The organism is Mumia sp. ZJ430, assembly GCF_011751845.1.
In the GTDB taxonomy this organism is placed as follows: Bacteria; Actinomycetota; Actinomycetes; order Propionibacteriales; family Nocardioidaceae; genus Mumia.
Genome location: NZ_JAAHFK010000002.1, coordinates 878,096 through 903,678 on the forward strand (window position 1 = coordinate 878,096; position 25,583 = coordinate 903,678).

Consider the following 25,583-nt stretch of genomic DNA (forward strand, 5'->3'; position numbering starts at 1 on the left):
CAGGAGGACCCGTGCCCCGCATCCAGGCGCCCACGGTGGTCGAGCACCGCCGTCGCCAGGAGCGGGCGATCCTGGACGCGGCACGGGCCCTCATCGCCGAGACCGGCGAGGCGCCCTCGCTAGGGGCGGTGGCCAAGCGGGCGGGGATGGCGAGGCCGAGCCTCTACCAGTACTTCCCGTCGCGTGGGGAGCTGCTCGCGGGCGTCGTCGCCGATGTGTTCCCCGAGTGGTCACGCCACGTCCGCGAGCGCGTCGAGGCGGCCGAGGCACCGGGCGAGCGGGTCTGGGAGTACATGGCGGCCAACATCGACCTCTTCGCCAGCTCGGAGCAGGCGGTCGCGCACGTGCTGAGCAGCGTCGTCGAGCCCGCCGTCCTGCAGGCCCCGATGCAGCGGTTCCACGCCGAGCTCCAGGAGCCGCTGGTCGCTGCCCTGCACGACCTCGGCGAGCCGCACGTCGACCAGATGGCCTCGCTGGTGAACGCGCTGATCGTCCAGGTGTGCGCGACGTACGGACGTGACGACGCGCACGCAGGCCACGGCGATGCCCCGTCCTTGTCCCGTACGGAGGCCCTCGAGCTGCTCCGCCGGCTCATCGGCGCCTACCTCGACCTGCCCGGGGAAGCCGACCTGCCCGGGGAAGCGAAGGGGCCCCGCAGGCGTTGACCCTGTCGGACCGACGCGCCCGCGTCGGTCGGTCGACGAGGAGGTCGCGGTGCACGGCGAGTACAAGGTTCCCGGGGGCAAGCTGGTCGTCATCGACCTCGAGATCGTCAGCGACCACCTGAAGGACGTCCAGCTGTCGGGCGACTTCTTCCTCGAGCCCGACGAGGCCCTGGAGCGGATCACCGGAGCCCTCGAAGGAATGCCTGCCGACGCGTCGGTCACCTCGTACGCGGCCGCCGTTGAGGGGTCGCTCGCCGGCGCGTCGATGATCGGCTTCGACCCGCGTGCGGTCGGCTTCGCGGTGACCCGGGCGCTCGGGCGTTCGACGTCCTGGCACGACCACGCGTTCGCGCTCGTCGACTCGGGCCCGCTGCACCCGGCCGAGCAGATGGCGCTCGACGAGGTGATCGCGACCCAGGTCGCCAGGGGCGAGCGGCCGCCCGCGCTGCGCTTCTGGGAGTGGGCGTCCAACGCCGTCATCATCGGCTCGTTCCAGTCGCTGTCCAACGAGGTCGACCTCGACGCCGCTGCACGCCACGACGTGACGGTCGTACGGCGGATGTCCGGCGGCGGCGCGATGTTCGTCGAGCCCGGCAACACCATCACGTACTCGCTGTACGTCCCCGCGTCGCTCGTCGAGGGCATGAGCTTCGCCGAGTCGTACGCGTTCCTCGACGCCTGGGTCCTGCGCGCGCTCAAAGGCCTGGGCATCGACGCCTCGTACGTACCGCTCAACGACATCGCCACACCTCACGGCAAGATCGGCGGCGCCGCGCAGAAGCGCCTGGCCGGCGGCGCGGTGCTGCACCACGTGACGATGTCGTACGACATGGACGCGACCAAGATGCTCGACATCTTGCGGATCGGGCGCGAGAAGCTGTCCGACAAGGGCACCGCGAGCGCGGCGAAGCGGGTGGACCCGCTCAAGAGCCAGACCGGCATGCCGCGCGACGAGGTCGTACGGGCGATGGTGGGCCACTTCGCGGACAGCTACGGGCTCACTCGTGTCGGCGTCGACGAGGCGACACGTGCCGAGATGGAGGCGCTGGCGCGCAGCAAGTACGGCACCGAGGAGTGGACCGCGCGCGTGCCGTGACGCAACGGGGACCCGCACGGGCCACGGCTCCGTCATCGTGAGCGCATGTCGCTCTCACGTACGGCGGTCCTCGTGTCCGCAGGTGTCATCGTCGGCCTGGTCGCCGGCGGTACCACCGTCGCTGTTGCCGCGTCGTCGGCAAAGACCGTGAAGGTCTGCACCACCAAGAAGGGTGTCGTGCGCTCGGCCGACGCCAAGGGCAGGTGCCCGAAGAAGTCGAAGAAGCAGGCGATCAACGTCCGGGGCCCTGCAGGGTCTCGGGGTGCGCCCGGCGTCGCGGGTGCCCGCGGACCGTCGGACGCATGGAGGATCGGCGCGCTCAACCGTGCGGAGGCGGTGAAGGTGCCGGCGGGTTCGTACGTCGTCAACGGCACCGTCTACTTCGGCAGGGCGTCGGCGACCGCACAGTGCTGGGTCTGGCATCAGGACTCGCCGACCGGGAGCTCGGGCATCGGCTCCTTCCTGACCGGGGCGAACGCCGTCGCGACGCTGGCCGTGTCCGACGCGTTCACGGTGACGGCGACCAGCGACGTCTGGGTCGAGTGCAGCGGCGGTGAGGGCTTCTCGGTCACCCCGCGCGTCACCGTCCTTGCGGTCGGGACGCTCCACGACTGAGCCGCGCTCACTCCTCGGCGTGCAGCGGGAGCGTGCGACGGCTCACGAACCGGCGCTCGCTCCCGTCGACCGGGTCGGTGAACGCCAGCTCGCTCGCCAGCAGCTGCAGCGGGTGGCGGAAGTCGTCGAGGTCGACGTCGAGGACCTCCGGATAGACGGGGTCGCCGACGATCGGGATGCCGAGGCCGTACAGGTGCGCGCGGAGCTGGTGCGTACGACCGGTCTCGGGCTCGAGGCGATAGACGCCGTGGTCGCCGTGGCGGCCCTCGAGCGCGATCCGGGTGATCGCGTTCGGGGTCGCGCCTGCGACCACCTCGACCTGGAACGAGCCGCGCCGCTTGACGAGGTGGTTGGTCACCGTCGTCGGGAGCGCGAGGTCGGGGTTGACGGGCGCGAAGGCGCGATAGATCTTGCGCGCCTGCCGCCGCTGGAAGACCAGCTGGTACGGGCCACGCCACCGCCGCTCGGTAGTGAGGACCAGGACGCCGGAGGTGATCCGGTCGAGGCGGTGCGCGGGGGACAGCTCGGGGAGTCCGAGCTGGTCGCGCAGCCGTACGACGACGCTCTCCTTGACGTGTCGCCCGCGCGGGATCGTCGCGAGGAACGGCGGCTTGTCGACGACGACGAGGCGCTCGTCGCGGTGGAGCACGTGCAGCTCACCGGGGACGGGCGCTTCCTCGCGGAGGTCGCGGTAGAACCAGACGAAGGTGTGCGGGCGGTACGGGGCGGCATCGGCGACCGGTGCGCCGGAGGCGTCCACGATGCGCTCGGCCGTGAGCATCGCGGTCACGTCGACCTTCTCCGGCAGGCGCCAGCGCAGCCACTCCCCCATGGTGGTCCAGGCCTCCGGCTCGCGGCCACGGTCGGGGGTGCGCAGCCAGACGGCGTTGAGACCGTCGCGCGGCGGCAGTGGGGAGCGGGGAGGCACGGCTTCGATCGTACGGAGGTGCCGCTCGTCGCTCCTCCCCGGACGTCATACGAATCGAGGGGTATCACCCTCCGTTCGTATGACGTCCCGGGAGGAAGCTACTCGACCCGCGGCACCACCGGGACGACGTCGGGTGCGCCCATCCGTGCGGCATCTGCCGTCTCGTCGTCCGGCATCGTCTGGCTCTCGCGTTCGGCAGCCACCCGCGCGAGGTAGTGCTCGACCTCGCGCGCGACCTGCTCGGCACCCCACCCGAGCGGTCCCGCCATCAACGCGGCGGCCTCCTCGGCCGAGGCCGTCCCGCGGTCGAACGTCTCGATCGAGATCCGGGTCCGACGCGTGAGCACGTCGTCGAGGTGCAGTGCGCCTTCATGGGTGACCGCGTAGACAACCTCCGCCCGAAGGTAGTCGTCGGCACCGCCGAGCGGCTCCGCCAGCGTCGGGTCGTCCGCGATCAGCGCAAGCACCTCCTCGACCAGCGCCCCGTACCGGCGCAGCAGGTGCTCGACCCGCACCTCGTGGAGTCCGCTGCGCCGCGCGAGCAGCCTGCGCCGGTTCCAGAGCCCCGCGAAACCGTCGGCTCCGAGCAGCGGCACGTCCTCGGTCACGCACTGCGGGATCGCCCGCGACAGCTGCCCGCCGAGCGCGTCGGCGGCGGCGTCGATCGCGTCGCGGGCCATGACCCGGTAGGTCGTGTACTTGCCGCCCGCGACCACCACGAGCCCCGGTACGGAGTGCGAGACGGCGTGCTCGCGCGACAGCGTCGACGTCGCCTCGGACTCGCCGCGCAGCAGCGGCCGCAACCCTGCGAACACGCCCTCCACGTCGGCATAGCTGAGCGGCGTCGCGAGCACCGTGTTGACGTGCGCGAGCAGGTAGTCGATGTCCGTACGCGACGCGGCCGGGTGGTCCTTCGAGAGCGACCAGTCGGTGTCGGTGGTCCCGATGATCCAGTGCCGCTTCCACGGGATCACGAACAGGACCGACTTCTCCGTACGAAGGATCAGACCGGCCTCCCCCTGGATGCGGTCGCGCGGCACGACGAGGTGCACGCCCTTGCTCGCCCGCACCTGGAACTGCCCGCGCTCGGCGGCCATCGCCTGCGTCTCGTCGGTCCACACCCCGGTCGCGTTGACGACCTGCGCGGCCCGGATCTCGAACTCCTCGCCCGACTCCAGGTCGCGCACCACGACACCGGTCACGCGCTCGCCCTCACGCAGCATGCCCGTGACGCGCGTACGGGTCGCGACGTGCGCCCCGTACGAGGCAGCCGTGCGAGCCAGCATCATCGTGTGGCGCGCGTCGTCGACCTGGCCGTCGTAGTACTCGATCGCGCCGACGAGCGCGTCCTTGCGCAGCGCCGGCATCCGCCGCAGCGCCTTGCGCCGGGTCAGGTGCCGGTGTCGCGGGACGCCTCGCGACTGCCCGGACGCCCACGCCAGCGAGTCGTACATCGCGACGCCCGCGCCCGCGTACGCCCGCTCCCACCCGTGGTGCGTGAGCGGATAGAGGAACGGGATCGGGTGCACGAGGTGCGGGGCGAGGCGCTCGACGAGCAGGCTGCGCTCGGCCAGCGCCTCGGCGACGAGCGCGAAGTCGAGCATCTCGAGGTAGCGGAGCCCGCCGTGGATGAGCTTCGACGAGCGGCTCGAGGTGCCGGAGGCGAGGTCGCGCGCCTCGACGAGCCCGGTCGTCAGCCCGCGGGTCGCCGCGTCGAGCGCGCAGCCGGCGCCGACCACTCCGCCGCCGATGACCAGCACGTCGAGAGGCACACCGTCCGCAGCGGCCGTCGCACGCAGGGCAGCGAGCGCATCCGCGCGGGCAGCGTGGTCGAGCGCAAGGGGCCGCACGTCAGTCCACCTCCACCCAGTCGAGGGTCCGCTGCACGGCCTTCTTCCAGCGGGCGTACGCCTGCTCACGCCGCTCCTCGTCCCACTGCGGCTCCCAGCGCTTCGACTCCTGCCAGTTGCGCCGCAGCTCGTCGGTGCTCTCCCAGAAGCCGACCGCCAGGCCTGCTGCGTACGCTGCGCCGAGCGCCGTGGTCTCGGCGACGACCGGGCGGCTGACGGTGGTCCCGAGCACGTCGGCCTGGATCTGCATGCACAGCTCGTTCTCGGTCACTCCCCCGTCGACCTTGAGGACGTCGACGGCGACACCGGAGTCCTCGCGCATCGCCTCGGCGACGTCGCGCGACTGGAAGCAGATCGCCTCCAGCGTCGCCCGGGCCAGGTGCGCGTTGGTGTTGTAGCGGGAGAGGCCAACGATCGCGCCGCGGGCGTCCGAGCGCCAGTACGGGGCAAAGAGCCCGGAGAATGCGGGCACGAAGTAGACCCCGCCGTTGTCCTCGACCTGCCGCGCGAGCGCCTCGGACTGCGCGGCGCCGGAGATGATGCCGAGCTGGTCGCGCAGCCACTGCACGGCCGAGCCGGTCACCGCGATCGAGCCTTCCAGCGCGTACACGGGAGCGTCGTCGCCGAGCTGGTACGCGACGGTGGTGAGCAGGCCGGCCTTGCTCCGGACAATGTCGGTGCCGGTGTTGAGCAGCAGGAAGTTGCCGGTGCCGTAGGTGTTCTTGGCCTCCCCCGGCGCGAAGCACACCTGCCCCACGAGCGCCGCCTGCTGGTCGCCGAGCACGCCGGTGATCGGGACCTCGCCGGCGAACGGGCCGGTCTCCAGCGTCACCCCGTACGGGTCGGCGACCGACGACGGGCGGATCGCGGGGAGCATCGCGCGAGGGATGTCGAAGATCTCGAGCAGCTCGTCGTCCCAGTCGAGCGTCTCGAGATTCATGAGCATCGTGCGGCTCGCGTTGGTCACGTCGGTGACGTGGACGCCGCCGCGCCGACCGCCGGTGAGCTGCCAGGTGACCCACGAGTCGGTCGTGCCGAACAGCGCGTCGCCGCGCTCGGCGGCCGCGCGAACGCCGGGGACGTTCTCGAGGATCCAGGCGATCTTGCCGCCGGAGAAGTACGTCGCGGGAGGAAGGCCCGCCTTCGCACGGATGGTCTCGCCGTGCCCGTCGACCTCGAGCCGCGACGCGAGCCGGTCGGTGCGGGTGTCCTGCCAGACGATCGCGGGCGCGTACGGGCGTCCGGTGCGGCGGTCCCAGACGATGGTGGTCTCGCGCTGGTTCGTGATGCCGATCGCGGCGAGGTCGGAGGCGGTCAGGCTCGCCTTCGCGAGTGCAGTCTGGACGACGGCGCTGGTGCGCTCCCAGATCTCCACCGGGTTGTGTTCGACCCAGCCACTGCGCGGAAGGATCTGCTGGTGCTCGAGCTGGTGACGGGCGACCTCGTTGCCGTCGTGGTCGAAGATCATGAAGCGGGTGCTGGTCGTGCCCTGGTCCACAGATCCCACGAAGTCGGCCATGGAACGTTTCTACACGGTCGCGCAGCGGTTGAGCGACAGGAAGCGGCCACAGAGGCGACCGCTCCGCGTCATGCCCCGTTGTTTGTCTCACGGTCGCCTGAGGATCAGCACGAGTTCATCGGCGTCCGAGAACGTCTCGTCGGGCTCCCGCGTTCCGGGGGCGGGCGCCCACTCCTCATGACGACGACAGGAAGGACGTGTGCGCCCATGCGCTCACACACGATCGGGAAGCACCGTCTCCCTCGAACTCCGCGCCCGTGGATCGCCGCCGCAGCCGGTCTCGCCGTGGTCGCAGCCGGCATCGCCGTGGCCGGCCCGGCCTCCGCCGCGCGACCTCAACCCCTCTCACCTCCGCTGCTCACCCCCGCCGACGGCTCGTTCCTGGAAGGAACGGCCACCTTCGCCGCGACGCCCGTGACCGCCGGCGACTCGGTAACCAGCCTCACCGTCGACGGCACACCGGTCATCGCCGAGACGACGCTCGGTGTCTCCCACCTGGTGTACGACGTCGGCACGAACTCGATGGACGCCGCGTTCGGCAACCACGTCGAGGTCAACGGACACCGCATCGACCCTCTGCGCACGGCCGTCTCTGAGCGCGTGTCCCTCGAGGTGCCGAACGAGTTCCTCGTCGCCGGCGACAACACCGTCGTCTTCCAGGCCGGCGGCCGGGACGCCGACTGCGGGGTCAACTTCGACGACTTCACGATCTCCGACGTCGACCTCGAGCTACTCGGCGAGACGGCCGACGGCGAGAAGAACGAGTACACGTACGCGATGGGCGACGGTTCCTGCGGCTCGAACCCCGGACTGACCAAGACGGCGACGCTCACCTTCACGGTCGACGGCGACCCGCGACGGACGACGGGCCTGTCCGCCGAGGTCGACACGACGACCCTGGCGAACGGGCGTCACAAGATCGTCGCGACCACTAGGTCCCGCGCCCGTACGACGAACGCCGTCCGCGTCAACAACACGCCGGTCGGTGCCCCCTCCCTCACCCCGACCGACGGCACGCTCGCGAACGGGCGTCAGCCCGTGATCGCCTCCCAGCCGGCCGCCTCGGACGGTGGCGTCGGGTCGATCACGGTGGATGGGAAGGCGCCGCCGACCAGGACGACCCTCGGCACCGGGGCATCGACGTTCAGCTTCGACGTCGGCAGCAACGCGATCGAGTTCCGCTACCAGAACTCCCTGCGGGTCAACGGTCACACGGTCTCCCTCGGCGGTGACCACGCGAGCACGCGGGTGGACCTGGCCGTGCCGAACCGCTACCTGGTGCCGGGTCGGAATACGCTCACCGTCGTCACGGGCGACATCGGCTCGACCTGCGGGGCGAACCGCGACGACTTCGACATCGCCAACCTGGCCCTCACCCCGAGCGAGGGGACGGCGACACCGGTCGACGTCGCGGCGTCGTACTCCCTCGGCGACGGCAACTGCGGGTCGTCGACGAAGCCACGCGAGGTCGAGCTGCGGTTCGACGTCGAGGCGACGGGTGTCAGCACGTACCAGACCCTCGGCTCCGGCGACGCCGTCCTCGCCTTCGACGTCGGCAGCAACGCGATGGACGCCGCGGCCGGCAACTACCTTCTGGTCAACGGCATGCGGCAGGAGGTCGAGAACTACGCCGGCGAGCGGGCACGGATCACGGTGCCCAACGACTGGCTGCTGCCGGGGCACAACGTCGTCGAGATCGTGACCGGCACGTACGCCGGCGAGTGCCCGAACCGCGACGACTTCGTCCTCTCGAACGTCGAGCTCGTCCCGGCCGACGGGTCGGCGGCACCGATCGGGCTCAAGCCCACCTACGGCATGGGCGACGGCGGCTGCGGCTCGAACGTCACGTCGTTCACCGAGGTCGACCTGCACTTCGAGGTCGACGCCGCGGCGCGGGGGCGCCGCGCTGACGTGCAGACCGCCGACCTCGCCGACGGCGAGCACCAGGTCGTCGCCGCGTCGACCACCGGCGAGAAGGCGACGCGCACGCTGGTCACCGACAACACCGCCCCGGCGGTCGCGTCCAGCGCGCCGGCGGCCGGGGAGACGATCACCGCCGCAACGGTCCTCGCGGTCGAGGTCGAGGACGCCTCCGGGGTCAGCGACGGCCCGGTGCTCACGCTCGACGGCGAGCCGATCGAGCAGGGTGCCGTGGTCGGTCCCGGGCTGTCGGCGGGCGAGCACACCCTCGCGGTCACCGCGACGGACGCGCTCGGCAACACGGCTGCCCGGAGCGTCGTGTTCAGGTCGGCCGGGATCCCGGACGAGCCGACGGACCTCGCGCCCGCCTCGGGCTCGCGCGACGTCGCACGCACGGCGACCCTCTCGGCCACGGTCGCCGAGCCGGACGGGGGCCCGGTCAGGGCGACGTTCTCGGAGGCCGAGATCCTCGAGCCCCACCGTGGCTGGCAAGGCACGGCCGATGCGGTGCCGACGACCCTCCAGGTCGCCGGCGAGGACGGGGTACGCGACCTGCGTACGCTCGCCCCCGGCGACGACCGCACCCTGGCTGCGCCCCGCGGGTCCGGAGTGACGTTCCAGCGGTTCGACATCGCCGTCCGCGGCCGGGTCGAGGCGCCGGTCCTGAGGTGGGAGGGCACGATCGACCCCGAGCGCGTGGCGTCCTTGCGGGTGTGGAACCGCGACACCCGCGCGTGGGACGTCGTGGCCTCCTCCCCCGGCAGCGTCGGTGCCGCGACCGTGCTCGACGCCACGATCGACGCCGACTACGTCGACCGCGGCAAGGTGCACGCGATGGTCACCGGTGAGGATCCGTTCGCCGACGACCTGGAGTCCACCGTCGACACCAGCTTTGCCGACCCGGCCGGGTACGACTTCGCGATCGCGCACTACACGGACACGCAGTACCTGTCCGAGGGTGCGGTCGAGCAGGAGACGGCGGCCGAGCGTGCGGTGTGGGCGACGGCGTACACGAGGCTCACCGAGTGGATCGCTGAGAACGCCGACGACCGCAAGATCGCCTACGTCGCGCACACCGGCGACATCACCGAGAACAACATCAACGCACCGACGACCGACGAGATGCGTCAGCAGATCACGGGCGAGTTCGAGACGTCCTCGGGGGCGCAGGGGATCCTGGACGCCGCCGGCGTACCGAACGGTGTCGTGGCCGGCAACCACGACAACCAGCGCGGTCTCGAGATCGGACCGGAGTCGACGTTCAACCAGTACTACGGTCCGGGTCGCTACGCGTCCGCGGCCGCATCCTGGGAGCACGCGTCGTACGGCGGTCCGTGGCGTGAGGGCGACAACCAAAATCACTACGACCTGTTCAGCGCCGGCGGCCTGGACTTCGTCGTGGTCGGGCTGTCGTTCGGCGTGACGAAGGAGGAGGCCGACTGGGCCGAGTCCGTCTTCAAGGCCTACCCCGACCGCAACGGCATCCTGCTCACGCACGATTACCTGACGCCGTCGGTCCGTGCCGACGGCCGCGACTCCGAGCTGGCGACGCCGGACGGGTCGACGCTGTTCAACACGGTCGTGCTCGACAACCCGAACGTGTTCCTGGTGCTCGCCGGGCACCGGCACGGAGTCGGCACGAACGTGAAGCCGAAGGTCGGCGACGTCGGGCACGGCGTGGTCGAGCTGCTCGCCGACTACCAGGCGTACACGGTGGACGCGGACCGGCTCGGGCTCACCGAGATCGGCGGCTACCTCCCGACCGACCGGCTGCGCTTCGGCGCGAGCTTCCTGCGGATGCTGCAGTTCGACGTGGAGCGGTCGCAGATGGTGGTCGACACGTACTCGCCGTTCCTGGACGACTTCGGTGCGAACGACTTCGACCCAGACGCCCGGTACGACGGTTCCGAGGACGACACGGTGTTGCCGGTCGACCTCTCGAGCCGTGCGACGACGTTCTCGACGGACGCGCTGGCGCTGTACGTCCCCTCGGACGTCATCGCCTCGACGACGGTGGACTCGGGCGAGGTTGCGTCGGTCCAGTGGACCAGGCTGCGGCCGGACACGGTCCACACGTGGTTCGTGACCGCACGGTCCTCGGGTGGTGGCGAGACGTCGTCGCTGCCGAGCGTCTTCGTGACCAAGGACGCGGACGGGCGGCCGGGCCACTTCGGTCCGGACCACCCGGCGTGGCCGTACTTCGCGGGGAAGCGAGGCGAGTGAGGCCGTGAGCTCCTGAGGTCCATGGGCGTCGCCCCGGCCACCGCGGCCCGGGCGACGCCCTCCCCGCTCCTCCTGGAAGGCACCAACGTCCCATGCCCGTGTCCCGACGCCGTCTCACCGGCCTGCTCGTGCTGGTCGCCGGCACGCTGCTGGCGATCGCGCCGAGCGGTCCCGCCGCCGCGCACGACGCGACCACGACGGCGTACCTCGAGGCCACCCAGGTCGCCGGCACCACCGACGTCGAGGTCACGGTCGAGGCGGAGTACGACCTGCTGATGAAGTCCGCGTGGCTGGAGGCGCCGGCGTACGAGGCGACGGCCCGTGACGAGCAACGGCGCCAGCTCGCGCTGAACGCCGACGCCGTCGGGAGGTACGTCACCGATCGGCTCGAGGTCGCGTACCAAGGTCAGGAGTGCACGCCGACGGCCGGCACCGCCGACATGCGGGAGCGCCGCAGACGTGCCCACGCCGTGGTCCCCGTGACCTTCGGCTGCCCGGCCGGCGACCCCGGTGCAGAAGCGGTGCACGCCGTCTCCAGCACGCTCTTCCCGGACGCCGAGGGGTTCGTGCACAGCACCGAGGCGCTGCTCGTGTACGACCTCGACGAGCGAAGCGGCGAGACGCTGCTCGACGCGCAGACGCCCACGTTCATCGCAGGTGAGCAGAGCACGGCCGAGGAGCTCGGGGAGTTCTTCGTGCACGGCGCCGAGCACCTGCTGTTCGGGCTCGACCACGTGCTTTTCCTGCTGATTCTCATCCTCGGGTCGCGATCGCTTCGCGAGATCGTGCTGACGACGGCCGCGTTCACCGTCGCCCACAGCGTCACCTTCCTCCTCGCCGCGCTCGGCCTGGTCGACGTCCCGGCGATCGTCGTGGAGCCGGTGATCGCGGCGTCCATCGCGCTCACGGCGGCCGTCTGCCTGTGGAGCGTCGTCGTGCGCACCGACCTGGAGCGCACACGTCCGTCGGTGGTCGACCGCCTCCGGTTCCCGGTCGTGTTCGCGTTCGGGCTCGTGCACGGGCTCGGGTTCGCGGGAGCGCTCGGGATCGACGAGCCGTGGTCGTGGGGTCTGCTGGCGGCGCTCGTCAGCTTCAACGTCGGGATCGAGGTGACGCAGCTCGTGATCGTCGTGCTGGTCTTCCCCGCGCTGATGCTGATGGCGCGCCGCGCTCCTCAGGTGGCGCGGGTGGGGACGGCGGCCGCGGCCGGCGCCGTCACGCTGGTGGGCGCGTACTGGACGTTGGAGCGCCTGCTCGCCGGCTAGGTCCGACCCCAGCGCGCGTGGAGCAGGTCCAGGAACGCTGCCGCTGCCGGCGTCGGCTGGGAGCGGCTCCACGCGACGTGCTCCTCCCGCGCGGGCGCGTCGGCGATCGGGACCGTACGGACGTCGGCGAGCGTCGACGCGTACGCGCCGGGGAGCAGCGCGATCCCGAGCCGCTGCGCGACGAGTCGTGCCGCGAGGTCGCCGGTCGTCACCTCGAACGCGACGTGCCGCTCCAGCCCTGCGGCGGCAAACGCCTCGTCCGACTGCAGCCGCCCGGGCGTACCCGCGGTGAAGTCGACGAACGGGTACGGGGCGAGGGTCGCGAGGTCCGTACGACGCTCCCCCGCCAGCGGGTGGTCCAGGGCGACGACGGCGACGTGCTCGTCCCGGCCGAGGATGCTGCTGCGCACGCCCTGCGGCACGCGTCCGGGCGGCAGCCCGAGGAACGCGACGTCCACCGAGCCTGCGGCGATCTGCGCCACCAGCTCCTGGCTGCCGCCGGTGCGCAGCGAGACGTCGACCCGGGGATGGGTCTCGTGGAAGCCGCGCAGCACGCTCGGCAGGTCGATCACCGTCACCGTCGGGATCGCCCCGAGCCGCAGGCGTCCGCTCACCACGCCGGAGACAGCGGCCGCCTCGGCACGCGCGCGTTCGGCGGCGTCGAGCGCCTCGCGTGCGGCGGGCAGGAAGGCCTCGCCCGCCGCGGTCGGCACGACACGCCGGCTCGTACGGTCGAACAGCCGCGCACCGACCTCGCGCTCGAGCTTGGCGACCTGGTGGCTCAGCGCGGACTGCACGACGTGGCACTGCTGCGCGGCGCGCGTGAAGCTGCGGGTCTCGGCGACCGCGATGACGTAGCGGAGTTGCTGGAGCTCCATCCCTCCATCGTCGCAGGTCGATCAATTTGAGTCATGCTTGCTGTGACATCCATGTGTTGGACTCATGGCTTGCCGACCGCGACGCTGGAGGGATGACCCGCCCGCTCCTCCTCCTGATGGCTCTCGCGACCGGCCTGTCGGTCTCCGCGAACTACCTCGCGCAGCCGCTGCTCGACGTCCTCGCGAGCGACCTCGGCATCTCCGAGGCGAGTGCGGGGACGATCGTGACGGCAGCGCAGGTCGGGTACGCGGTCGGGCTGCTGCTCGTGGTCCCGCTCGGCGACCTGCTGGAGCGACGCCGGCTCGCGGTCACGCTGCTCGGCGCGACCGCCGTCCTGCTCGTGGCGTCCTCGTTGGCACCGAGCGGGCGCGCACTGCTGGTCACGACGACGCTGACGGCACTGACGTCGGTCGCTGCGCAGGTCGTCGTCCCGTTCGCGGTGACGCTCGCAGACCCGGCGCGACGCGGGCAGGTCGTCGGCGTGGTGATGAGCGGGCTCCTGCTCGGGAGCATCGTGTCGCGCCCGATCTCCGGGGTGCTCTCGCAGCTCGCGGGATGGCGCACGGTGTACGTGGTGTGCGGGGTGCTCGTGGCGGCGGTCGCGGTGGCGCTGTGGCACCGGCTGCCGACGCTGCACACGCCGAGCGGGATCGCGTACCCGCGTCTGATCGGGTCGACGCTCGCGCTCTTTGCTACGCAGCCGGTCCTGCGACGCCGTGCCCTGGTCGGCGCACTGTCCCTCGCGTCGTTCAACACGTTCTGGACCGCGTCGACGTTCCTGCTCGCCACCTCGTACGGGTGGGCGGAGGCGGCGATCGGCGCGTTCGGCCTGATGGGGATCGCGGGCGTCGTGGCGACGCCGGTCGCGGGTCGGCTCGTCGACGCGGGGCGCGCCCGTACGGTCGCACGGGCGTCGACGCTCGCTCTCCCGGTGGCGTGGGGCGCGATCGCGCTCGGCGGAGGAGGCGGCACGGTCGGGCTCTGGTGGCTGCTCCTCGGCGTGCTGGTGCTCGTGGTGGCGCAGCAGATGCTGCTCAACGCCAACCAGAACGCGATCTATGCGCTGGCGCCCGAGCTGCGCAACCGGCTCAACGCGGCGTTCATGGCGGCGTTCTTCGTCGGCGGGGCCGCAGGGTCGGCGGCGACGACCGTCGCGTGGGTCGCCGGCGGCTGGGGTGCGGTGAGTCTGCTCGGCGCGGTTCTCGCGGCCTCGACCTGCGTGGTGTGGCTCGAGGGACGGCGGGCGCCGAGGGATCTCGATGCGGGCTCCGCTAGCGCTCCGACCAACGGGGCCCAACGCGGCTCCAGTGCCTCACGCGCCGAGCGCGGCTCCGCCGACGTCGCCGTGCGGCATCTCCTTCGCCGGGGATCTGGCCGAACCGTCCCTTGCTGAAGTCCTCGTACGCCTCCATGACCTCCTGACGTAACAGGGAGACATGAGCGCGCAGTCCGCCAGGACGCCGGACGCTGCTCACGCAAAAGGCAACGGTCAGTCGTCGGCAGACGTGCGCAGGTCGATCGATGGGACGATCGCCTCCGGCTTAAACGTGACCCGATAGTGGTTCGGGTCCGCGTACGAGCCTTCGATCTGCTCGACGAAGTACGAGACGTTGTCAGACAGCCCGAGGAAGTGCTTCTTGTAGGCGCCCTTCCCGACCTTGCACGTCACTTCGAGTTGCCCGCCATCGTCCTCGATCGCGCACCGGCCCTCGATCGTCAGAAGGTACTTGTCCGTGATCCCGTTGAAGAACACGACGCGGCGGTCGATCTCGAAGTTGTCGGCCGCCTTCGACAAGTTTTCGCTCACGACCACCGCATCATCTGAACACGCCGTCGTGAGCATGCCGATAGCGACGACACCAGCGAGCGCGGTGAGCGACTTCTTGAACCTCATGTGGCCTCTTAGGACGTCAGGGAACGATCGGGGAGGGAGTCCGCCAGGGCGCCGCGCGCCGCTCAGGGCAAAAGCGAAGCCCCCGGATCCGAGTAAGGGTGCCAGGGGCCGGGGGTCAGCGGATCGGGAGCGGGTCGCGGGTGTAGGGGCCCCGGTCCGCCGCTAAGGCCGCAGCCGTCGGTGATCGATCCGCCGCTGTGGGAGTCGGCGTGGTCGAAGACGCCATCGAGCATGTAGGTCACGGTCTCGAAGCCGCGGTGCGGGTGCCACGGCGTGCCCTTGGGCTCGCCCGGCGCATATTCGACCTCGCCCACTCGACCAGCCAGCCTAGGCTGACCCGCATGACTCACGACGTCGTCATCGTCGGAGGCGGCCACAACGGTCTGGTCGCCGCAACCCTGCTCGCCCGCAGCGGCCTCCGTACGGTGCTGCTCGAACGCCTCGACCACACCGGCGGCGCCGCGGTGAGCGAGCGCCCGTTCCCTGGCATGGACGCGCGGCTGTCGCGCTACTCCTACCTCGTCTCGCTCATGCCCCACGAGCTGGTCCGCGAGCTCGGCCTGAAGCTCGAGCTCCGCTCCCGCGCCACCGCCTCGTACACCCCGTACGAGGGCGGCGGGCTGCTCGTCGAGACGCACGAGGGGCGCGCGACAGCGGAGTCGTTCCGGCAGGCGACGGGGACCGACAGCGAGTACGAGGCCTGGCGGGCGTTCTACGGCGATGCCGAGACGCTCGCGCTGAGCGTCGCGCCGACCCTCCTGCAGCCGCTGCCGACCGCGGAGTCGCTGCGCGAGCAGGTCGGCGACGGCGTCTGGCGCGACCTCGTGGCGGAGCCACTTGGTCGTGCGGTCGAGCGGCGCTTCGCCAGCGACCTGGTCCGCGGCGTGGTCGCGACCGACGGTCTGATCGGCACCTACGCGTCGCTGGAGGACGAGTCGCTGCTGCAGAACCGGTGCTTCCTCTATCACCTGGTCGGCAACGGCACGGGCGAGTGGCGCGTCCCGGTCGGCGGCATGGGTGCGGTGACCGACGAGTTGCGCCGGGTCGCGGAGAAGGCCGGCGCGGAGATCCGTACGGGCGTGGAGGTGACGTCGGTCGACGCCGGGCTCGACGGTGTCGTCGTGCACGCCGACGGACTCACGCTCGAGGCGCGGTGGATGCTGTCGGGCGTCGCCCCGTACGTGCTCGCGGGGCTGCTCGGCGACCCGCTCCCCACGAAGCCGCAGGGCTCGCAGCTCAAGATCAACCTGCTCGTGGACCGGCTGCCGCGCCTGAAGTCGGGCGTCGACCCGAAGGTCGCGTTCGCAGGCACGTTCCACCTCGGCGAGACCTACTCCGAGCTCGCCCACGCGTACGCCGCGCCGTCGCCGGACCTCGCGTGCGGCGAGCTCTACTGCCACACGCTCACCGACCGGTCGATCCTTGGGCCGGAGCTGGCGGCGAGCGACGCGCAGACCCTCACGTACTTCGGGATCCACTGGCCGTACGAGGCCTCCGACACCTATGCGAAGGAGCGCGGCTGGCGCGCCTTCGCGGCGGCGATCGACGCCTACCTCGAGGAGCCGATCGAGTCCGTGCTCGCGCGCGACGCGAACGGCGACCGCTGCGTCGAGGTCAAGACGCCGGCCGACATCGAGTCGGATCTCGCGATGCCGGGCGGCCACATCTTCCACGGCGACCTGCGCTGGCCGTGGGTCGAGCGGCTCGGTCGCACACCGGCGGAGCGGTGGGGCGTCCAGACCGGGCACGCGCGCGTGCTGGTGTGCGGGTCGGGCGCGCGGCGCGGTGGTGCGGTCAGCGGCATCGGCGGGCACAACGCGGCGATGGCCGTGCTCGACCACGAGGGCCGGCACGCGTAGGCCAGCAGGCGCATCAGTGATGCACCCGTACTCGCATCACTGATGCTAGGCTGACGGTATGACGCGCACGACCGTCCGACTCGACCCTGATGTCGCCGCAGCCGCAGATCGCCTGCGCCGCGAGCGTCACGTCGGATTGAGCGAGGCGGTGAACGAGCTGGCAAGAGCGGGGATGACCCGCACGTCGTCGACCTCACCGACCCCGTTTCGCCAACGCACCTCCGAGCTAGGCCTTCGCATCGACGTGTCGAATGTCGCTGAGGCGCTCGATCTCCTCGACGAGGCTGAGCCGACCACGTGATCGTCGACGCCAACGTCCTCCTCTACGCGGTCGACAGGACGAGCCCCTTTCACGAGGTGGCCGCAGACTGGCTCGAAGGCGCACTGAGCGGCACCACGCGGATCGGTTTCCCCTGGCCCACACTTCTTGCCTTCCCACGCATCGCGACACACCCGCGCGCCTCGGCGTCGCCACTGTCACCGGCCGAGGCGTGGAGCTTCGTCGAGGACTGGATCCAGGCAGAGCAGGCGTGGATCCCGGTGCCGGGGCCGCGCCACGCCGAGGTTCTCGGACGTCTTCTCGTCGACGGTGACCTTCGGGCCAACCTTGTTCCGGACGCTCACCTCGCTGCCCTCGCCCTCGAGAACGGCGTGGGCGTGTGCTCGTTCGACAGCGACTTCGCTCGCTTCGACGGGCTCTCCTGGCACAACCCTTCTTTGGGGCGGTAGTCAGCAGGTCGGCGTGATGCTGGTCACGCTGCGCCTCGCGGACCCCGCTCGCACCGCCTATCTGAGCATTTTGCGCCGATGATCAGGCGGCTGTTGCGCGTCTCGGCACTCTTGGGCACTGTGAGCACATCACATCGCCGTATGTGAGCCACGCAACAGCCTGATCCAGGCACGTGCCCCCGCAGTGCGAAGGAGCCCCGCCGTGACCGAGCTGGCGATCCGTCCCGTCGAAGCAATGCCGACCGCCCCGGCCCCGTACGATCTGGCCGACCGCTATCGCGCGGGTTCGCCGCCGGTGCTGCTCACGGGCGTCCAGGCGATCGCGCGGCTCCTGGTCGAGCAGCGCGCGCACGACCGCCGCTGCGGCCGGCGTACGGCGTCGTTCGTGTCCGGCTACCAGGGCAGTCCGCTCGGCGGCGTCGACCGCATGCTCGCCGACATGCCGGACGTGCTCGAGGCGCACGACATCCGCTTCGTCCCCGGGCTCAACGAAGAGCTCGCCGCGACCGCGGTGTGGGGCAGCCAGCAGCCGGTCGACCCGGCTGACGCGACGCACGACGGCGTCGTCGGCTACTGGTACGGCAAGGCGCCCGGCGTCGACCGCGCGACCGACTCGCTGCGCCACGCCAACATGTATGGCGTCGACCCGCGCGGCGGTGCCGTGATCCTCGCCGGCGACGACCCGGCCTCGAAGTCGTCCACCGTCCCTGCCGTGAGCGAGCGGACGCTGGCCGCGCTCGGCATCCCGGTCCTCTTTCCGCGCAACGCCGCCGAGGTCATCTCGTACGGTCTGCACGCCGCTGCACTCTCGCGCGCGTCCGGCTGCCTCGTCGCGCTCAAGATCGTCGCCGACGTCGCGGACGGATCCTGGGTGGTCGACCGCCCCGCGGACTCCTTCTCCCCCGTCGTCCCGTCGCTCGAGTGGGGCGGCAAGCCCTGGTCGTACGCGCAGGCTCCGATGATCGTGAACCCCGATGCCATCGTCGGCGCGGAGGCGCAGCTCGTCGGCCCTCGTACGGCGATGGTCCGCGCCTACGCCGCCGCGAACGCGCTCGACGTCCTCGACATCGATCCGCCGCACGCGACGACCGGCTTCGTCGCCGCCGGCACGACGTACGACGCGCTGCGCCAGGCGTTCGTGGACCTCGGCATCTCCGACGACGACCTCGCGACCGCGGGCATCCGCGTGCTGCGCCTCGGCATGATCACGCCGATCGAGCCCGGTGCCGTCGAGCGCTTCGCCGAGGGACTCGACGAGATCATCGTGGTCGAGGACAAGACATCGTTCATCGAGATGCAGGTCCGCGAGATCCTGTACGGCCGTCCGGGCGCGCCGCGCGTGCTCGGCAAGAAGGACGCCGCCGGCCTCTCCCTCGTACCGGCCGACGGCGAGGTCACCTCCGGCAGGCTCCTCGCTCCGCTGCGGCACGTCCTCGGCGACCGCGTCGCCATCACGCCGCCGCGCCCGAAGACCATCGCCCTCCCGCTCCTGACGACGTCGCGCGCGCCGTACTTCTGCAGCGGCTGCCCCCACAACCGCTCCACCGCCGTGCCTGAGGGCTCGCTCGCCGCGGGCGGGATCGGCTGCCACATCATGGTGTCGACGTCCGGCCGCGAGGACAGCGCGGTCACGGGCTTCACGCAGATGGGCGGCGAGGGCAGCCAGTGGATCGGGCAGTCCGCGTTCACGCGCGCGGGCCACACGTTCCAGAACATCGGCGACGGCACCTACTTCCACTCCGGCCAGCTCGCGATCCAGGCGTGCCTGGCCGCCGGCGTGAACATCACCTACAAGATCCTCTACAACGACGTCGTCGCGATGACCGGCGCGCAGGATGCTCAGGGCGCGCTCACCGTCCCACAGCTCACGCACAAGCTCAGCGACGAAGGCGTCGCCCGCATCATCGTCGTCGCCGACGAGCCGCAGCGGCACCGCAAGCGCGCGCTCGCCAAGGGCACGACGCTCTGGCATCGCGACCGGCTCGACGAGGCGCAGCGGATCCTGCGCGACGTCCCCGGCGTGACCGTGCTGATCTATGACCAGCACTGCGCCGCCGACGCGCGTCGCCAGCGCAAGCGGGGCACGCTCCCCGCCCGCAACACGCGTGTCGTGATCAACGAGGCCGTCTGCGAGGGGTGCGGCGACTGCGGCGTCAAGAGCAACTGCCTGTCGGTGCAGCCGGTCGAGACCGAGTACGGCCGCAAGACGCGCATCGACCAGACGTCGTGCAACACCGACTACTCGTGCCTCGACGGCGACTGCCCGTCGTTCGTGACGGTCGAGGTCGACCCCTCGACGAAGTCGCCGCGTCGCGCGACGCCGACGCCTCCGGCCGTCGCCGATCCTGCCGCTCCCCCGCTCCGTGGCACGCACGACGTGTTCCTCGCGGGCATCGGCGGCACGGGCATCCTCACCGTCAACCAGGTGCTCGCGACGGCGGCGCTGCGGGCGGGCTTCGACACCGAGACGCTCGACCAGACCGGGCTGAGCCAGAAGGCCGGACCGGTGACGGGCCACCTGCGCTTTTCGCCGCGTTCGTCCTCCGGCGGCCTCGAGCCGTCCAACCGCCTCACGCCGCAGGGCGCCGACTGCGTCCTCGCCTTCGACCTGCTCGCGGCGACATCCCCGAAGGGCCTCTCGTACGGGGACCCGGCGACGACGGTCGCGATCGCGTCGACGAGCAAGACCCCGACGGGCGACATGGTGTACGACGCGTCGGTCGGCTATCCGGAGACGGCTGAGCTCATCGACCGGCTCGGCACCGTGTCGCGCGACGTCATGACACTCGACGCGCTCGAGGCGGCCGAGGAGCTGTTCGGGAGCACGACCACGGCGAACTTCCTGCTGGTCGGCGCTGCCTATCAGACCGGCGCCCTCCCGATCCCCGCCGCGGCGATCGAGGAGGCGATCGGCCTCAACGGCGTCGCCGTCGACGCGAACGTCGCCGCGTTCCGGTGGGGCCGCGTCGCGGTCGCCGACCCGGCTGCGTTCGCCGCCGCGGCGAGCCCTCGTACGGTCGAGGCGGCGCTGATCGCGGTGCCGGCGGTCGACGCGGCGGGCTTCTCCGACGCGATCCGCGCGACGGTGGCGCGGCGCGCGAGCGACCTGGTGCGGTTCCAGGGGATGGCGACGGCCGAGCGGTATGTCGCACGGGTCGCCGCCGTCCGCGACGCCGAGCGCGTCGTGGGCTCCGACGAGCGGCTCACGCAGGCGGTCGCCACCTCCCTGTTCAAGCTCACCGCATACAAGGACGAGTACGAGGTCGCGCGTCTGCTCACCGACGCCGCCTTCGCCGACGAGGTCGCGCGGCAGGTGCCGGGCGGGTCGCGGATGACCTACAAGCTCCACCCGCCGGCGCTGAAGGCGATGGGCCGCTCGAAGAAGGTCGGCTTCGCGCCGCGCTCGCACGTCGTGCTGCGCGGGCTCGCACGGATGAAGGGGTTGCGTGGCACGCCGTTCGACCCGTTCGGCTACGCGAAGGTGCGCCGTCTCGAGCGGCGTCTCGTGAGCCACTACGAGGGCGTGGTCGACACGCTCGTCGCCGGGCTCAGCGCGGAGTCGTACGAGCGCGCGGTGCGGATCGCTGCGCTGCCGGACGTCGTGCGCGGGTACGAGGACGTGAAGCTGCGCAACGTCGCCACGTACGTCGAGCAGCTGCGCGAGGAAGGCGTACCGGTCGACCTGCTGGTCTGACAGACTCGACCCCGTGCCGCGACTGGACCGCCTCGACGCCGAGATCATCGGGAGACTGACCCGCAACGCACGAGCCGGCGTCGTGGAGCTCGCGGCGGCGCTCGGCGTCGCCCGCAACACCGTGCAGGCGCGACTGAAGCGGCTCGAGGACACCGGAGTCGTACGGGGCTTCCGCCCAGACGTCGACCTCGAGGCGATCGGCGTGCCGGTGCAGGCGTTCGTCGACATCGAGCTCGACCAGCGGCGCATGGCGCACGTCGTGCAGGAGGTCGCGCAGATCCCCGAGGTGCTCGAGATCATCACGCAGGCCGGGCGCGAAGACCTGCGGGTGCGGGTCGCGGCGGTGACGCACGCCGAGCTCCAGGAGGTCGTCGTGCGGATCATCGACACCCCCGGTGTCCGACACACGACGTCGACGCTGGCGATCTCGACGCCGCTCCCCTATCGGGTGCAGCCGCTGCTGGAGAAGCTGACCCGCGAGTCCGGCTACGGCCGCTCCCACCCACCCGTTGGTTGAGCCTGTCGAAACCCGCCCCACCGCCGGTCGAGCCTGTCGAGACCCCTTGCCATTCCAGCAAACGCCTTTGGCACCCACCCCTCCCGTCGGCTATCCCTAAAGGACACCCGCACGACCCGAGGAGCGCGATGACCACCCACGCCGACCACCCCACCACCCCGACCGACCCCACCGAGTTCTGGGAGCAGCGGTACGGCGGCTCCGACCGCGTGTGGAGCGGCAAGCCAAACCCGCTCCTCGTCCGCGAAGTCGCCGATCTCACGCCCGGCACCGCCCTCGACCTCGGCTGCGGCGAGGGCGCGGACGCCGTCTGGCTCGCCACGCAGGGCTGGACCGTGACGGGCGTCGACATCTCCCGTACCGCGCTCGACCGCGCCGCCGCTCACGCGGCTGACGCGGGAGTCACGGACCGTACGGCCTGGGAGCAGCACGAGCTCGGCACCACGTTTCCTGCAGGCTCGTACGACCTCGTCAGCGCGCAGTTCCTCCAGTCCCCCGTCGCCCTCGACCAAGACGGCGTCCTACGCAGCGCGGCCGAGGCGGTCGCGCCCGACGGCACGCTCCTCGTCGTCATGCACGGCGGCTGGCCGTCGTGGGCCGAGCCGCACGAGCACTCCGTACCCGGCGCCGTCTTCCCGACGCTCGACGAGGTGATGACCGCGCTCGACCTGCCCGAGGACGAGTGGAAGGTCGTGACGCTCGACGGCGTCGCGAGCACCTCGACCGCACCGGACGGCCGTACGGGCACGCGCGTCGACAACGTGTGGCGCCTGCAGCGCGCGGCCTGACTCGTACGACCTGACGGGCGCGTCAGCTCGCGGGGTCGTACTGGAAAGCCCGCACCTCCTGCGCGCATCGGCAGGATGCCGCGATCTTCGCGGCCCACTCCAGCGCGGCCTCGCGGGACGGCAGCTCCAGGACCGCGTAGCCGCCCTCGAGCTCCTTCGTCTGCGGGTAGGTGCCCTCGGTCACCGTGCCCTCGGCGTCGACCATGACCGGCGGAACGCTCTCATCGATGCCGCCGCCGAACACCCAGACGCCGGCATCTTTCGCCTCCTGCACGACGGCGTGCGACTCCTCCGACACGGCGTGCAGATCCTCGCCGGACAAGTCCATGGCGGCACTCGGGAACGAGATGAGGTACTTGGTCATCGGGTCGACTCCTTCGATCGCACGACGGATGGAAGACATTCCACCACCGGACGGGTCCTCTACGAGGTCGGCGGAGTGCTGACCCTTCTGAACGCGCTGCGATAACCCGACGGGGTGGTCAGGAACCTGGCCTTGAACTGTCGCCGGTACGCCGTGGGATCTGTGAACCCCACGCGCTGTGCGATGACGTCGATCGTCTCGTCACTCGTCTCGAGCAGCTCTGTGCTCTGGTGGAGCCGACGCTCGGTGAGCCAGTCGTAGAAGGTCGAGCCGGTGACCTTCTTGAAATGCCTGCTGAACGTGCGCTCCGACATGTTGACCCGTTGCGCGGCGGCGGCAACCGACACGGGGCGACGCGGGTCTTCGACCACCCACTCGATCAGCTGCTGGATGCGGTCGTCGTCTGCCCGCGCGACGGGCGCCTCGACGTACTGTGCTTGCCCGCCCTCACGGATCGGGGGCACGACGAGCCGGCGAGCCACCGCGTTCGCGATGGCGGCGCCGTGATCCTTCCGGATGATGTGCAGGCTGAGATCGATGCCCGCAGCCGAGCCGGCAGAGGTGAGCACCCGATCGTCGTCCACGTAGAGCACGTCGCGGTCGACCTGGAGTCGGGGAAAGCGACGAGCCAACTCGTCGGCGTAGCGCCAGTGCGTGGCGGTGCGGCGACCGTCGAGCAGACCGGCGGCCGCGAGCACGAACGCTCCCGAGCAGATGGAGACGACGCGCGCGCCGCGTTCGTACGCTGCCCTGATTCCTCTACAGATCTCCTCGGAGGGCTCGAGGTCGACAGGCCAGCTGGGGACGATGACGGTGTCGGCCACCGCCATGGCCTCGACCCCTGCTTCGACATCGAGCTGCATGCCGCCCAGTGCCGCGACTCCGGCGTCGTGAGGGGTGAAGACCTGGACGGCGTACCAGTGGTCGACGTCGAGCTCGGGGCGCTCGAGCGCGAACACCTCGACGACGATCGCCAGCTCGAAGAGCGACATCCGGGGCGCCGCCATCACCGCAACTCGATGTGACGGTCCACGCGGCGACATGGCCGGATCGTACGACATGATGTCCTTCCAGTCACTAGTGAGCGCTCACGGGTTCCAGCACCGTTGCCTCTATGCGAATGCGCTCCCACGTTCTGGACCCTGCACCGGCAAGCAGCGAGACAGCCTTGCGGCACTTCGAGGCGAGACTGGCCTTCGAGGCCGACTGCGCGGACGTCTACGCCGACATGCTGGCGGGCATCCAGGGATTCACGCTGCTGGACACTCGATCGCCCGAGCACTACGCGGCCGGGCACATCCCGGGAGCCCTGAGCCTGCCGCACAGGCGGCTCAACAGGGAGACCCTTGAGCTGCTCGGTGTCCCGGAGGACGACCTGCTCGTGACGTACTGCGCCGGGCCCCACTGCAATGCCTCGACGCGAGGAGCGATCCGCGCGGCCGCCCTCGGACGCGCGGTGAAGGAGATGCCGGGGGGAATGCTGGGCTGGACTGCGGAGGGCTTCCCGGTCGCGGTCGGCGAAGAGCCTGGCGACCTCGCGAGATGAGGCGCAAGCCACACCGCGCCAGGAGCACCTTCGGCTGGTTGTGGGCGGGCCAGAGTGCCAGCGTGCTGGGAGACCAGGTCACCCTGATCGCGCTACCCCTGGTGGCGGTCGCCCATGCGGGAGGGTCGACGAGCGACATCGCGGTCGTCGCGACCCTGTTGAAGCTGCCGTTCCTGGTGCTCGGTCTTCCGGCCGGCGTCTGGGTCACCCGGTGGGGGCTCGGACGCTCGATGCTGGGCGCCGACCTCGTACGCCTCCTCGTGCTCGGGTTCATCGCGGCGCTCATCCTTCTGCGAGGCGAGTTCTCCATCGTCGTCCTGATGACAGCCGCCGCTCTCATCGGCTCCGCGACAGTGTTCTTTCAGATCGCGTATCAGTCGATCGTTCCGGAGGTCGTTCCTGACCAGGCAGGTTGGCATCCGGCGAATCTCCGCCTCACCCTGTCGGAGTCATGGGGAATGCTGGCTGGTCCTGCGCTGGGTGGCCTGCTGATCAGCGTCTGGTCGCTCGGGGTGGCGCTGAGCCTGGATGCGCTGACGTTCGCCCTCAGCGCGGCAACGCTTGTCGTGGTCACCTTGTCGCTCCCACCTCCTGCCCGACGTGTGGAGACGGCACCGCTCTTCACCTCCATCCGCGTCGGCTTCCGCTACGTGCTCGACCGTCCGGTGCTTCGCGGGATCATGGTCGTCGGGGCGGTCTTCAACATCGGCGTTGCGATGTTCGAGACGATGCTCGTGCTGTACGGGGTCAAGACGCTCAGCCTCGACGTTGCACAGGTCGGGGTCGCCGTCGCCGCGGGCGGACTGGGGTTCCCGTTGGGCGGCCTCGCGTCCGGGCGGCTGAACCGTCGCTTTGGAAAAGGTCGGGTGATGGCACTCGCCGGCATTCCTTCGGTGGCCGGTATCGCTGTTCTCGGGCTCGCCACACAACCCGTCGCACTCGTACTCCTGGCCACCGGGATGCTGGTGTTCGGCCTGGGGCAAGGAGCGTTCGCCGTCAACGCCGTAACCCTGCGTCACGAGCACGCAGAACCTCATATGCGCGCCCAGGCGACGTCGGTCCATCGCTTCGCGAGCTGGGGCGCGCTGCCGGTGGGGACGTTGCTGGCGGGCCTCGTCGCCGGGGTGCTGGGACTGCGCGCGGTCATGCTCGTCGGCGCCGCGATCTCGGCGCTGTGCCTGGTGCCCCTCTGGTCCCCCGAGATCCGTCGTGCTCCGTGAGGCCGCGACGCC

22 protein-coding genes are annotated in these 25,583 nt (G+C 71.0%); 14 read left to right on the plus strand and 8 right to left on the minus strand.

Annotation, left to right across the window (positions count from 1 at the left end; all coding sequences use genetic code 11):
• Nucleotides 1-11: 11 nt before the first annotated feature.
• The 3 genes from HCT63_RS10710 to HCT63_RS10720 are packed head-to-tail and all read left to right on the plus strand — an operon-like array spanning nt 12 to nt 2,376.
• The gene (locus HCT63_RS10710) at nt 12-665 is read left to right on the plus strand and encodes a TetR/AcrR family transcriptional regulator (protein ID WP_167003972.1); all 654 of its coding nucleotides are present in this window, start codon (nt 12-14) and stop codon (nt 663-665) included.
• A 49-nt stretch (nt 666-714) separates the two neighbouring features.
• Nucleotides 715-1,761: a biotin/lipoate A/B protein ligase family protein gene (locus HCT63_RS10715; RefSeq protein WP_167003973.1), complete on the plus strand. Its 1,047-nt coding sequence runs from the start codon at nt 715-717 to the stop codon at nt 1,759-1,761.
• 45 nt (nt 1,762-1,806) lie between these two features.
• Complete coding sequence (locus HCT63_RS10720; protein WP_167003975.1) at nt 1,807-2,376, plus strand: hypothetical protein; 570 nt, start codon at nt 1,807-1,809, stop codon at nt 2,374-2,376.
• Nucleotides 2,377-2,383: 7 nt separating this feature from the next.
• Here HCT63_RS10720 and HCT63_RS10725 read toward each other — a convergent pair whose 3' ends face one another.
• The 3 genes from HCT63_RS10725 to glpK form a co-directional block, all read right to left on the minus strand.
• Nucleotides 2,384-3,208: a pseudouridine synthase gene (locus tag HCT63_RS10725; RefSeq protein WP_208322414.1), complete on the minus strand. Its 825-nt coding sequence runs from the start codon at nt 3,206-3,208 to the stop codon at nt 2,384-2,386.
• 194 nt (nt 3,209-3,402) lie between these two features.
• A complete protein-coding gene (locus HCT63_RS10730) occupies nt 3,403-5,154 on the minus strand; it encodes a glycerol-3-phosphate dehydrogenase/oxidase (protein WP_167003978.1) in 1,752 nt (583 codons plus the stop codon).
• Nucleotide 5,155: 1 nt separating this feature from the next.
• Nucleotides 5,156-6,673 carry a glycerol kinase GlpK gene (gene glpK, locus HCT63_RS10735; RefSeq protein ID WP_167003979.1) on the minus strand — a complete coding sequence of 506 codons (1,518 nt, stop codon included), beginning with the start codon at nt 6,671-6,673 and terminating at the stop codon, nt 5,156-5,158.
• Nucleotides 6,674-6,880: 207 nt separating this feature from the next.
• Here glpK and HCT63_RS10740 point away from each other — a divergent pair, with 207 nt between their 5' ends.
• Both HCT63_RS10740 and HCT63_RS10745 read left to right on the plus strand, forming a co-directional pair.
• Nucleotides 6,881-10,816: a metallophosphoesterase gene (locus HCT63_RS10740; protein WP_167003980.1), complete on the plus strand. Its 3,936-nt coding sequence runs from the start codon at nt 6,881-6,883 to the stop codon at nt 10,814-10,816.
• A 92-nt stretch (nt 10,817-10,908) separates the two neighbouring features.
• Nucleotides 10,909-12,081, plus strand: a complete 1,173-nt coding sequence (locus tag HCT63_RS10745) for a HupE/UreJ family protein (RefSeq protein WP_167003981.1) — start codon at nt 10,909-10,911, stop codon at nt 12,079-12,081.
• On the opposite strand, the gene HCT63_RS10750 is transcribed toward HCT63_RS10745, so the two are convergent.
• Nucleotides 12,078-12,959 (minus strand): LysR family transcriptional regulator, encoded by an 882-nt coding sequence (locus HCT63_RS10750; protein ID WP_167003983.1) that lies wholly within the window; start codon nt 12,957-12,959, stop codon nt 12,078-12,080. The two genes, HCT63_RS10745 and HCT63_RS10750, sit on opposite strands and share 4 nt — an antisense overlap.
• A 92-nt stretch (nt 12,960-13,051) precedes the next feature.
• Between HCT63_RS10750 and HCT63_RS10755 the strand changes: the two genes are divergently transcribed.
• On the plus strand, nt 13,052-14,353 hold the full coding sequence (locus tag HCT63_RS10755; RefSeq protein ID WP_167003985.1) for an MFS transporter: 1,302 nt from the start codon (nt 13,052-13,054) through the stop codon (nt 14,351-14,353).
• Nucleotides 14,354-14,449: 96 nt separating this feature from the next.
• Here HCT63_RS10755 and HCT63_RS10760 read toward each other — a convergent pair whose 3' ends face one another.
• Entirely contained in the window at nt 14,450-14,854 is a 405-nt protein-coding gene (locus HCT63_RS10760) for a hypothetical protein (protein WP_208322373.1), read from the minus strand.
• A 62-nt stretch (nt 14,855-14,916) separates the two neighbouring features.
• Entirely contained in the window at nt 14,917-15,303 is a 387-nt protein-coding gene (locus HCT63_RS20455; protein WP_347877931.1) for a pirin family protein, read from the minus strand.
• On the opposite strand from HCT63_RS20455, the gene HCT63_RS10770 reads away from it, so the two are divergent.
• The 6 genes from HCT63_RS10770 (at nt 15,196) to HCT63_RS10795 (ending at nt 22,441) form a co-directional block, all read left to right on the plus strand.
• Entirely contained in the window at nt 15,196-16,713 is a 1,518-nt protein-coding gene (locus tag HCT63_RS10770; RefSeq protein WP_167003988.1) for an NAD(P)/FAD-dependent oxidoreductase, read from the plus strand. The genes HCT63_RS20455 and HCT63_RS10770 overlap by 108 nt on opposite strands.
• A 58-nt stretch (nt 16,714-16,771) precedes the next feature.
• Nucleotides 16,772-17,014, plus strand: a complete 243-nt coding sequence (locus HCT63_RS10775) for a ribbon-helix-helix protein, CopG family (RefSeq protein ID WP_167003991.1) — start codon at nt 16,772-16,774, stop codon at nt 17,012-17,014.
• Nucleotides 17,011-17,442 (plus strand): type II toxin-antitoxin system VapC family toxin, encoded by a 432-nt coding sequence (locus tag HCT63_RS10780; RefSeq protein WP_167003993.1) that lies wholly within the window; start codon nt 17,011-17,013, stop codon nt 17,440-17,442. The genes HCT63_RS10775 and HCT63_RS10780 overlap by 4 nt, the downstream gene beginning before the upstream one ends.
• A 202-nt stretch (nt 17,443-17,644) precedes the next feature.
• Complete coding sequence (locus tag HCT63_RS10785; protein ID WP_167003995.1) at nt 17,645-21,136, plus strand: indolepyruvate ferredoxin oxidoreductase family protein; 3,492 nt, start codon at nt 17,645-17,647, stop codon at nt 21,134-21,136.
• Nucleotides 21,137-21,149: 13 nt separating this feature from the next.
• The gene (locus HCT63_RS10790; protein WP_167003998.1) at nt 21,150-21,653 is read left to right on the plus strand and encodes an Lrp/AsnC family transcriptional regulator; all 504 of its coding nucleotides are present in this window, start codon (nt 21,150-21,152) and stop codon (nt 21,651-21,653) included.
• A 128-nt stretch (nt 21,654-21,781) separates the two neighbouring features.
• Nucleotides 21,782-22,441 (plus strand): methyltransferase domain-containing protein, encoded by a 660-nt coding sequence (locus HCT63_RS10795; protein ID WP_167004001.1) that lies wholly within the window; start codon nt 21,782-21,784, stop codon nt 22,439-22,441.
• A 22-nt stretch (nt 22,442-22,463) separates the two neighbouring features.
• Here the strand turns inward: HCT63_RS10795 and HCT63_RS10800 are convergent, their stop codons facing one another.
• Both HCT63_RS10800 and HCT63_RS10805 read right to left on the minus strand, forming a co-directional pair.
• Nucleotides 22,464-22,805 carry a YciI family protein gene (locus tag HCT63_RS10800; protein WP_167004004.1) on the minus strand — a complete coding sequence of 114 codons (342 nt, stop codon included), beginning with the start codon at nt 22,803-22,805 and terminating at the stop codon, nt 22,464-22,466.
• Between the two features lie 59 nt (nt 22,806-22,864).
• Entirely contained in the window at nt 22,865-23,848 is a 984-nt protein-coding gene (locus HCT63_RS10805; protein ID WP_167004007.1) for a helix-turn-helix domain-containing protein, read from the minus strand.
• Between the two features lie 125 nt (nt 23,849-23,973).
• On the opposite strand from HCT63_RS10805, the gene HCT63_RS10810 reads away from it, so the two are divergent.
• Both HCT63_RS10810 and HCT63_RS10815 read left to right on the plus strand, forming a co-directional pair.
• Nucleotides 23,974-24,351: a rhodanese-like domain-containing protein gene (locus HCT63_RS10810; RefSeq protein ID WP_208322374.1), complete on the plus strand. Its 378-nt coding sequence runs from the start codon at nt 23,974-23,976 to the stop codon at nt 24,349-24,351.
• Nucleotides 24,348-25,571 carry an MFS transporter gene (locus HCT63_RS10815; protein ID WP_167004010.1) on the plus strand — a complete coding sequence of 408 codons (1,224 nt, stop codon included), beginning with the start codon at nt 24,348-24,350 and terminating at the stop codon, nt 25,569-25,571. Before HCT63_RS10810 ends, HCT63_RS10815 begins: the two co-directional genes overlap by 4 nt.
• The last annotated feature ends 12 nt before the right edge of the window (nt 25,572-25,583 follow it).

Excerpts from the sequence above, each read along its gene's own strand:
- HCT63_RS10720 (WP_167003975.1), top strand. The coding sequence starts at position 1,807 with ATGTCGCTCTCACGTACGGCGGTCCTCGTGTCCGCAGGTGTCATCGTC.
- HCT63_RS10725 (WP_208322414.1), bottom strand. The coding sequence starts at position 3,208 with ATGGGGGAGTGGCTGCGCTGGCGCCTGCCGGAGAAGGTCGACGTGACC.
- glpK (WP_167003979.1), bottom strand. The coding sequence starts at position 6,673 with ATGGCCGACTTCGTGGGATCTGTGGACCAGGGCACGACCAGCACCCGC.
- HCT63_RS10740 (WP_167003980.1), top strand. The coding sequence starts at position 6,881 with ATGCGCTCACACACGATCGGGAAGCACCGTCTCCCTCGAACTCCGCGC.
- HCT63_RS10745 (WP_167003981.1), top strand. The coding sequence starts at position 10,909 with ATGCCCGTGTCCCGACGCCGTCTCACCGGCCTGCTCGTGCTGGTCGCC.
- HCT63_RS10750 (WP_167003983.1), bottom strand. The coding sequence starts at position 12,959 with ATGGAGCTCCAGCAACTCCGCTACGTCATCGCGGTCGCCGAGACCCGC.
- HCT63_RS10755 (WP_167003985.1), top strand. The coding sequence starts at position 13,052 with ATGACCCGCCCGCTCCTCCTCCTGATGGCTCTCGCGACCGGCCTGTCG.
- HCT63_RS10760 (WP_208322373.1), bottom strand. The coding sequence starts at position 14,854 with ATGAGGTTCAAGAAGTCGCTCACCGCGCTCGCTGGTGTCGTCGCTATC.
- HCT63_RS10770 (WP_167003988.1), top strand. The coding sequence starts at position 15,196 with ATGACTCACGACGTCGTCATCGTCGGAGGCGGCCACAACGGTCTGGTC.
- HCT63_RS10775 (WP_167003991.1), top strand. The coding sequence starts at position 16,772 with ATGACGCGCACGACCGTCCGACTCGACCCTGATGTCGCCGCAGCCGCA.
- HCT63_RS10795 (WP_167004001.1), top strand. The coding sequence starts at position 21,782 with ATGACCACCCACGCCGACCACCCCACCACCCCGACCGACCCCACCGAG.
- HCT63_RS10800 (WP_167004004.1), bottom strand. The coding sequence starts at position 22,805 with ATGACCAAGTACCTCATCTCGTTCCCGAGTGCCGCCATGGACTTGTCC.
- HCT63_RS10805 (WP_167004007.1), bottom strand. The coding sequence starts at position 23,848 with ATGTCGCCGCGTGGACCGTCACATCGAGTTGCGGTGATGGCGGCGCCC.
- HCT63_RS10815 (WP_167004010.1), top strand. The coding sequence starts at position 24,348 with ATGAGGCGCAAGCCACACCGCGCCAGGAGCACCTTCGGCTGGTTGTGG.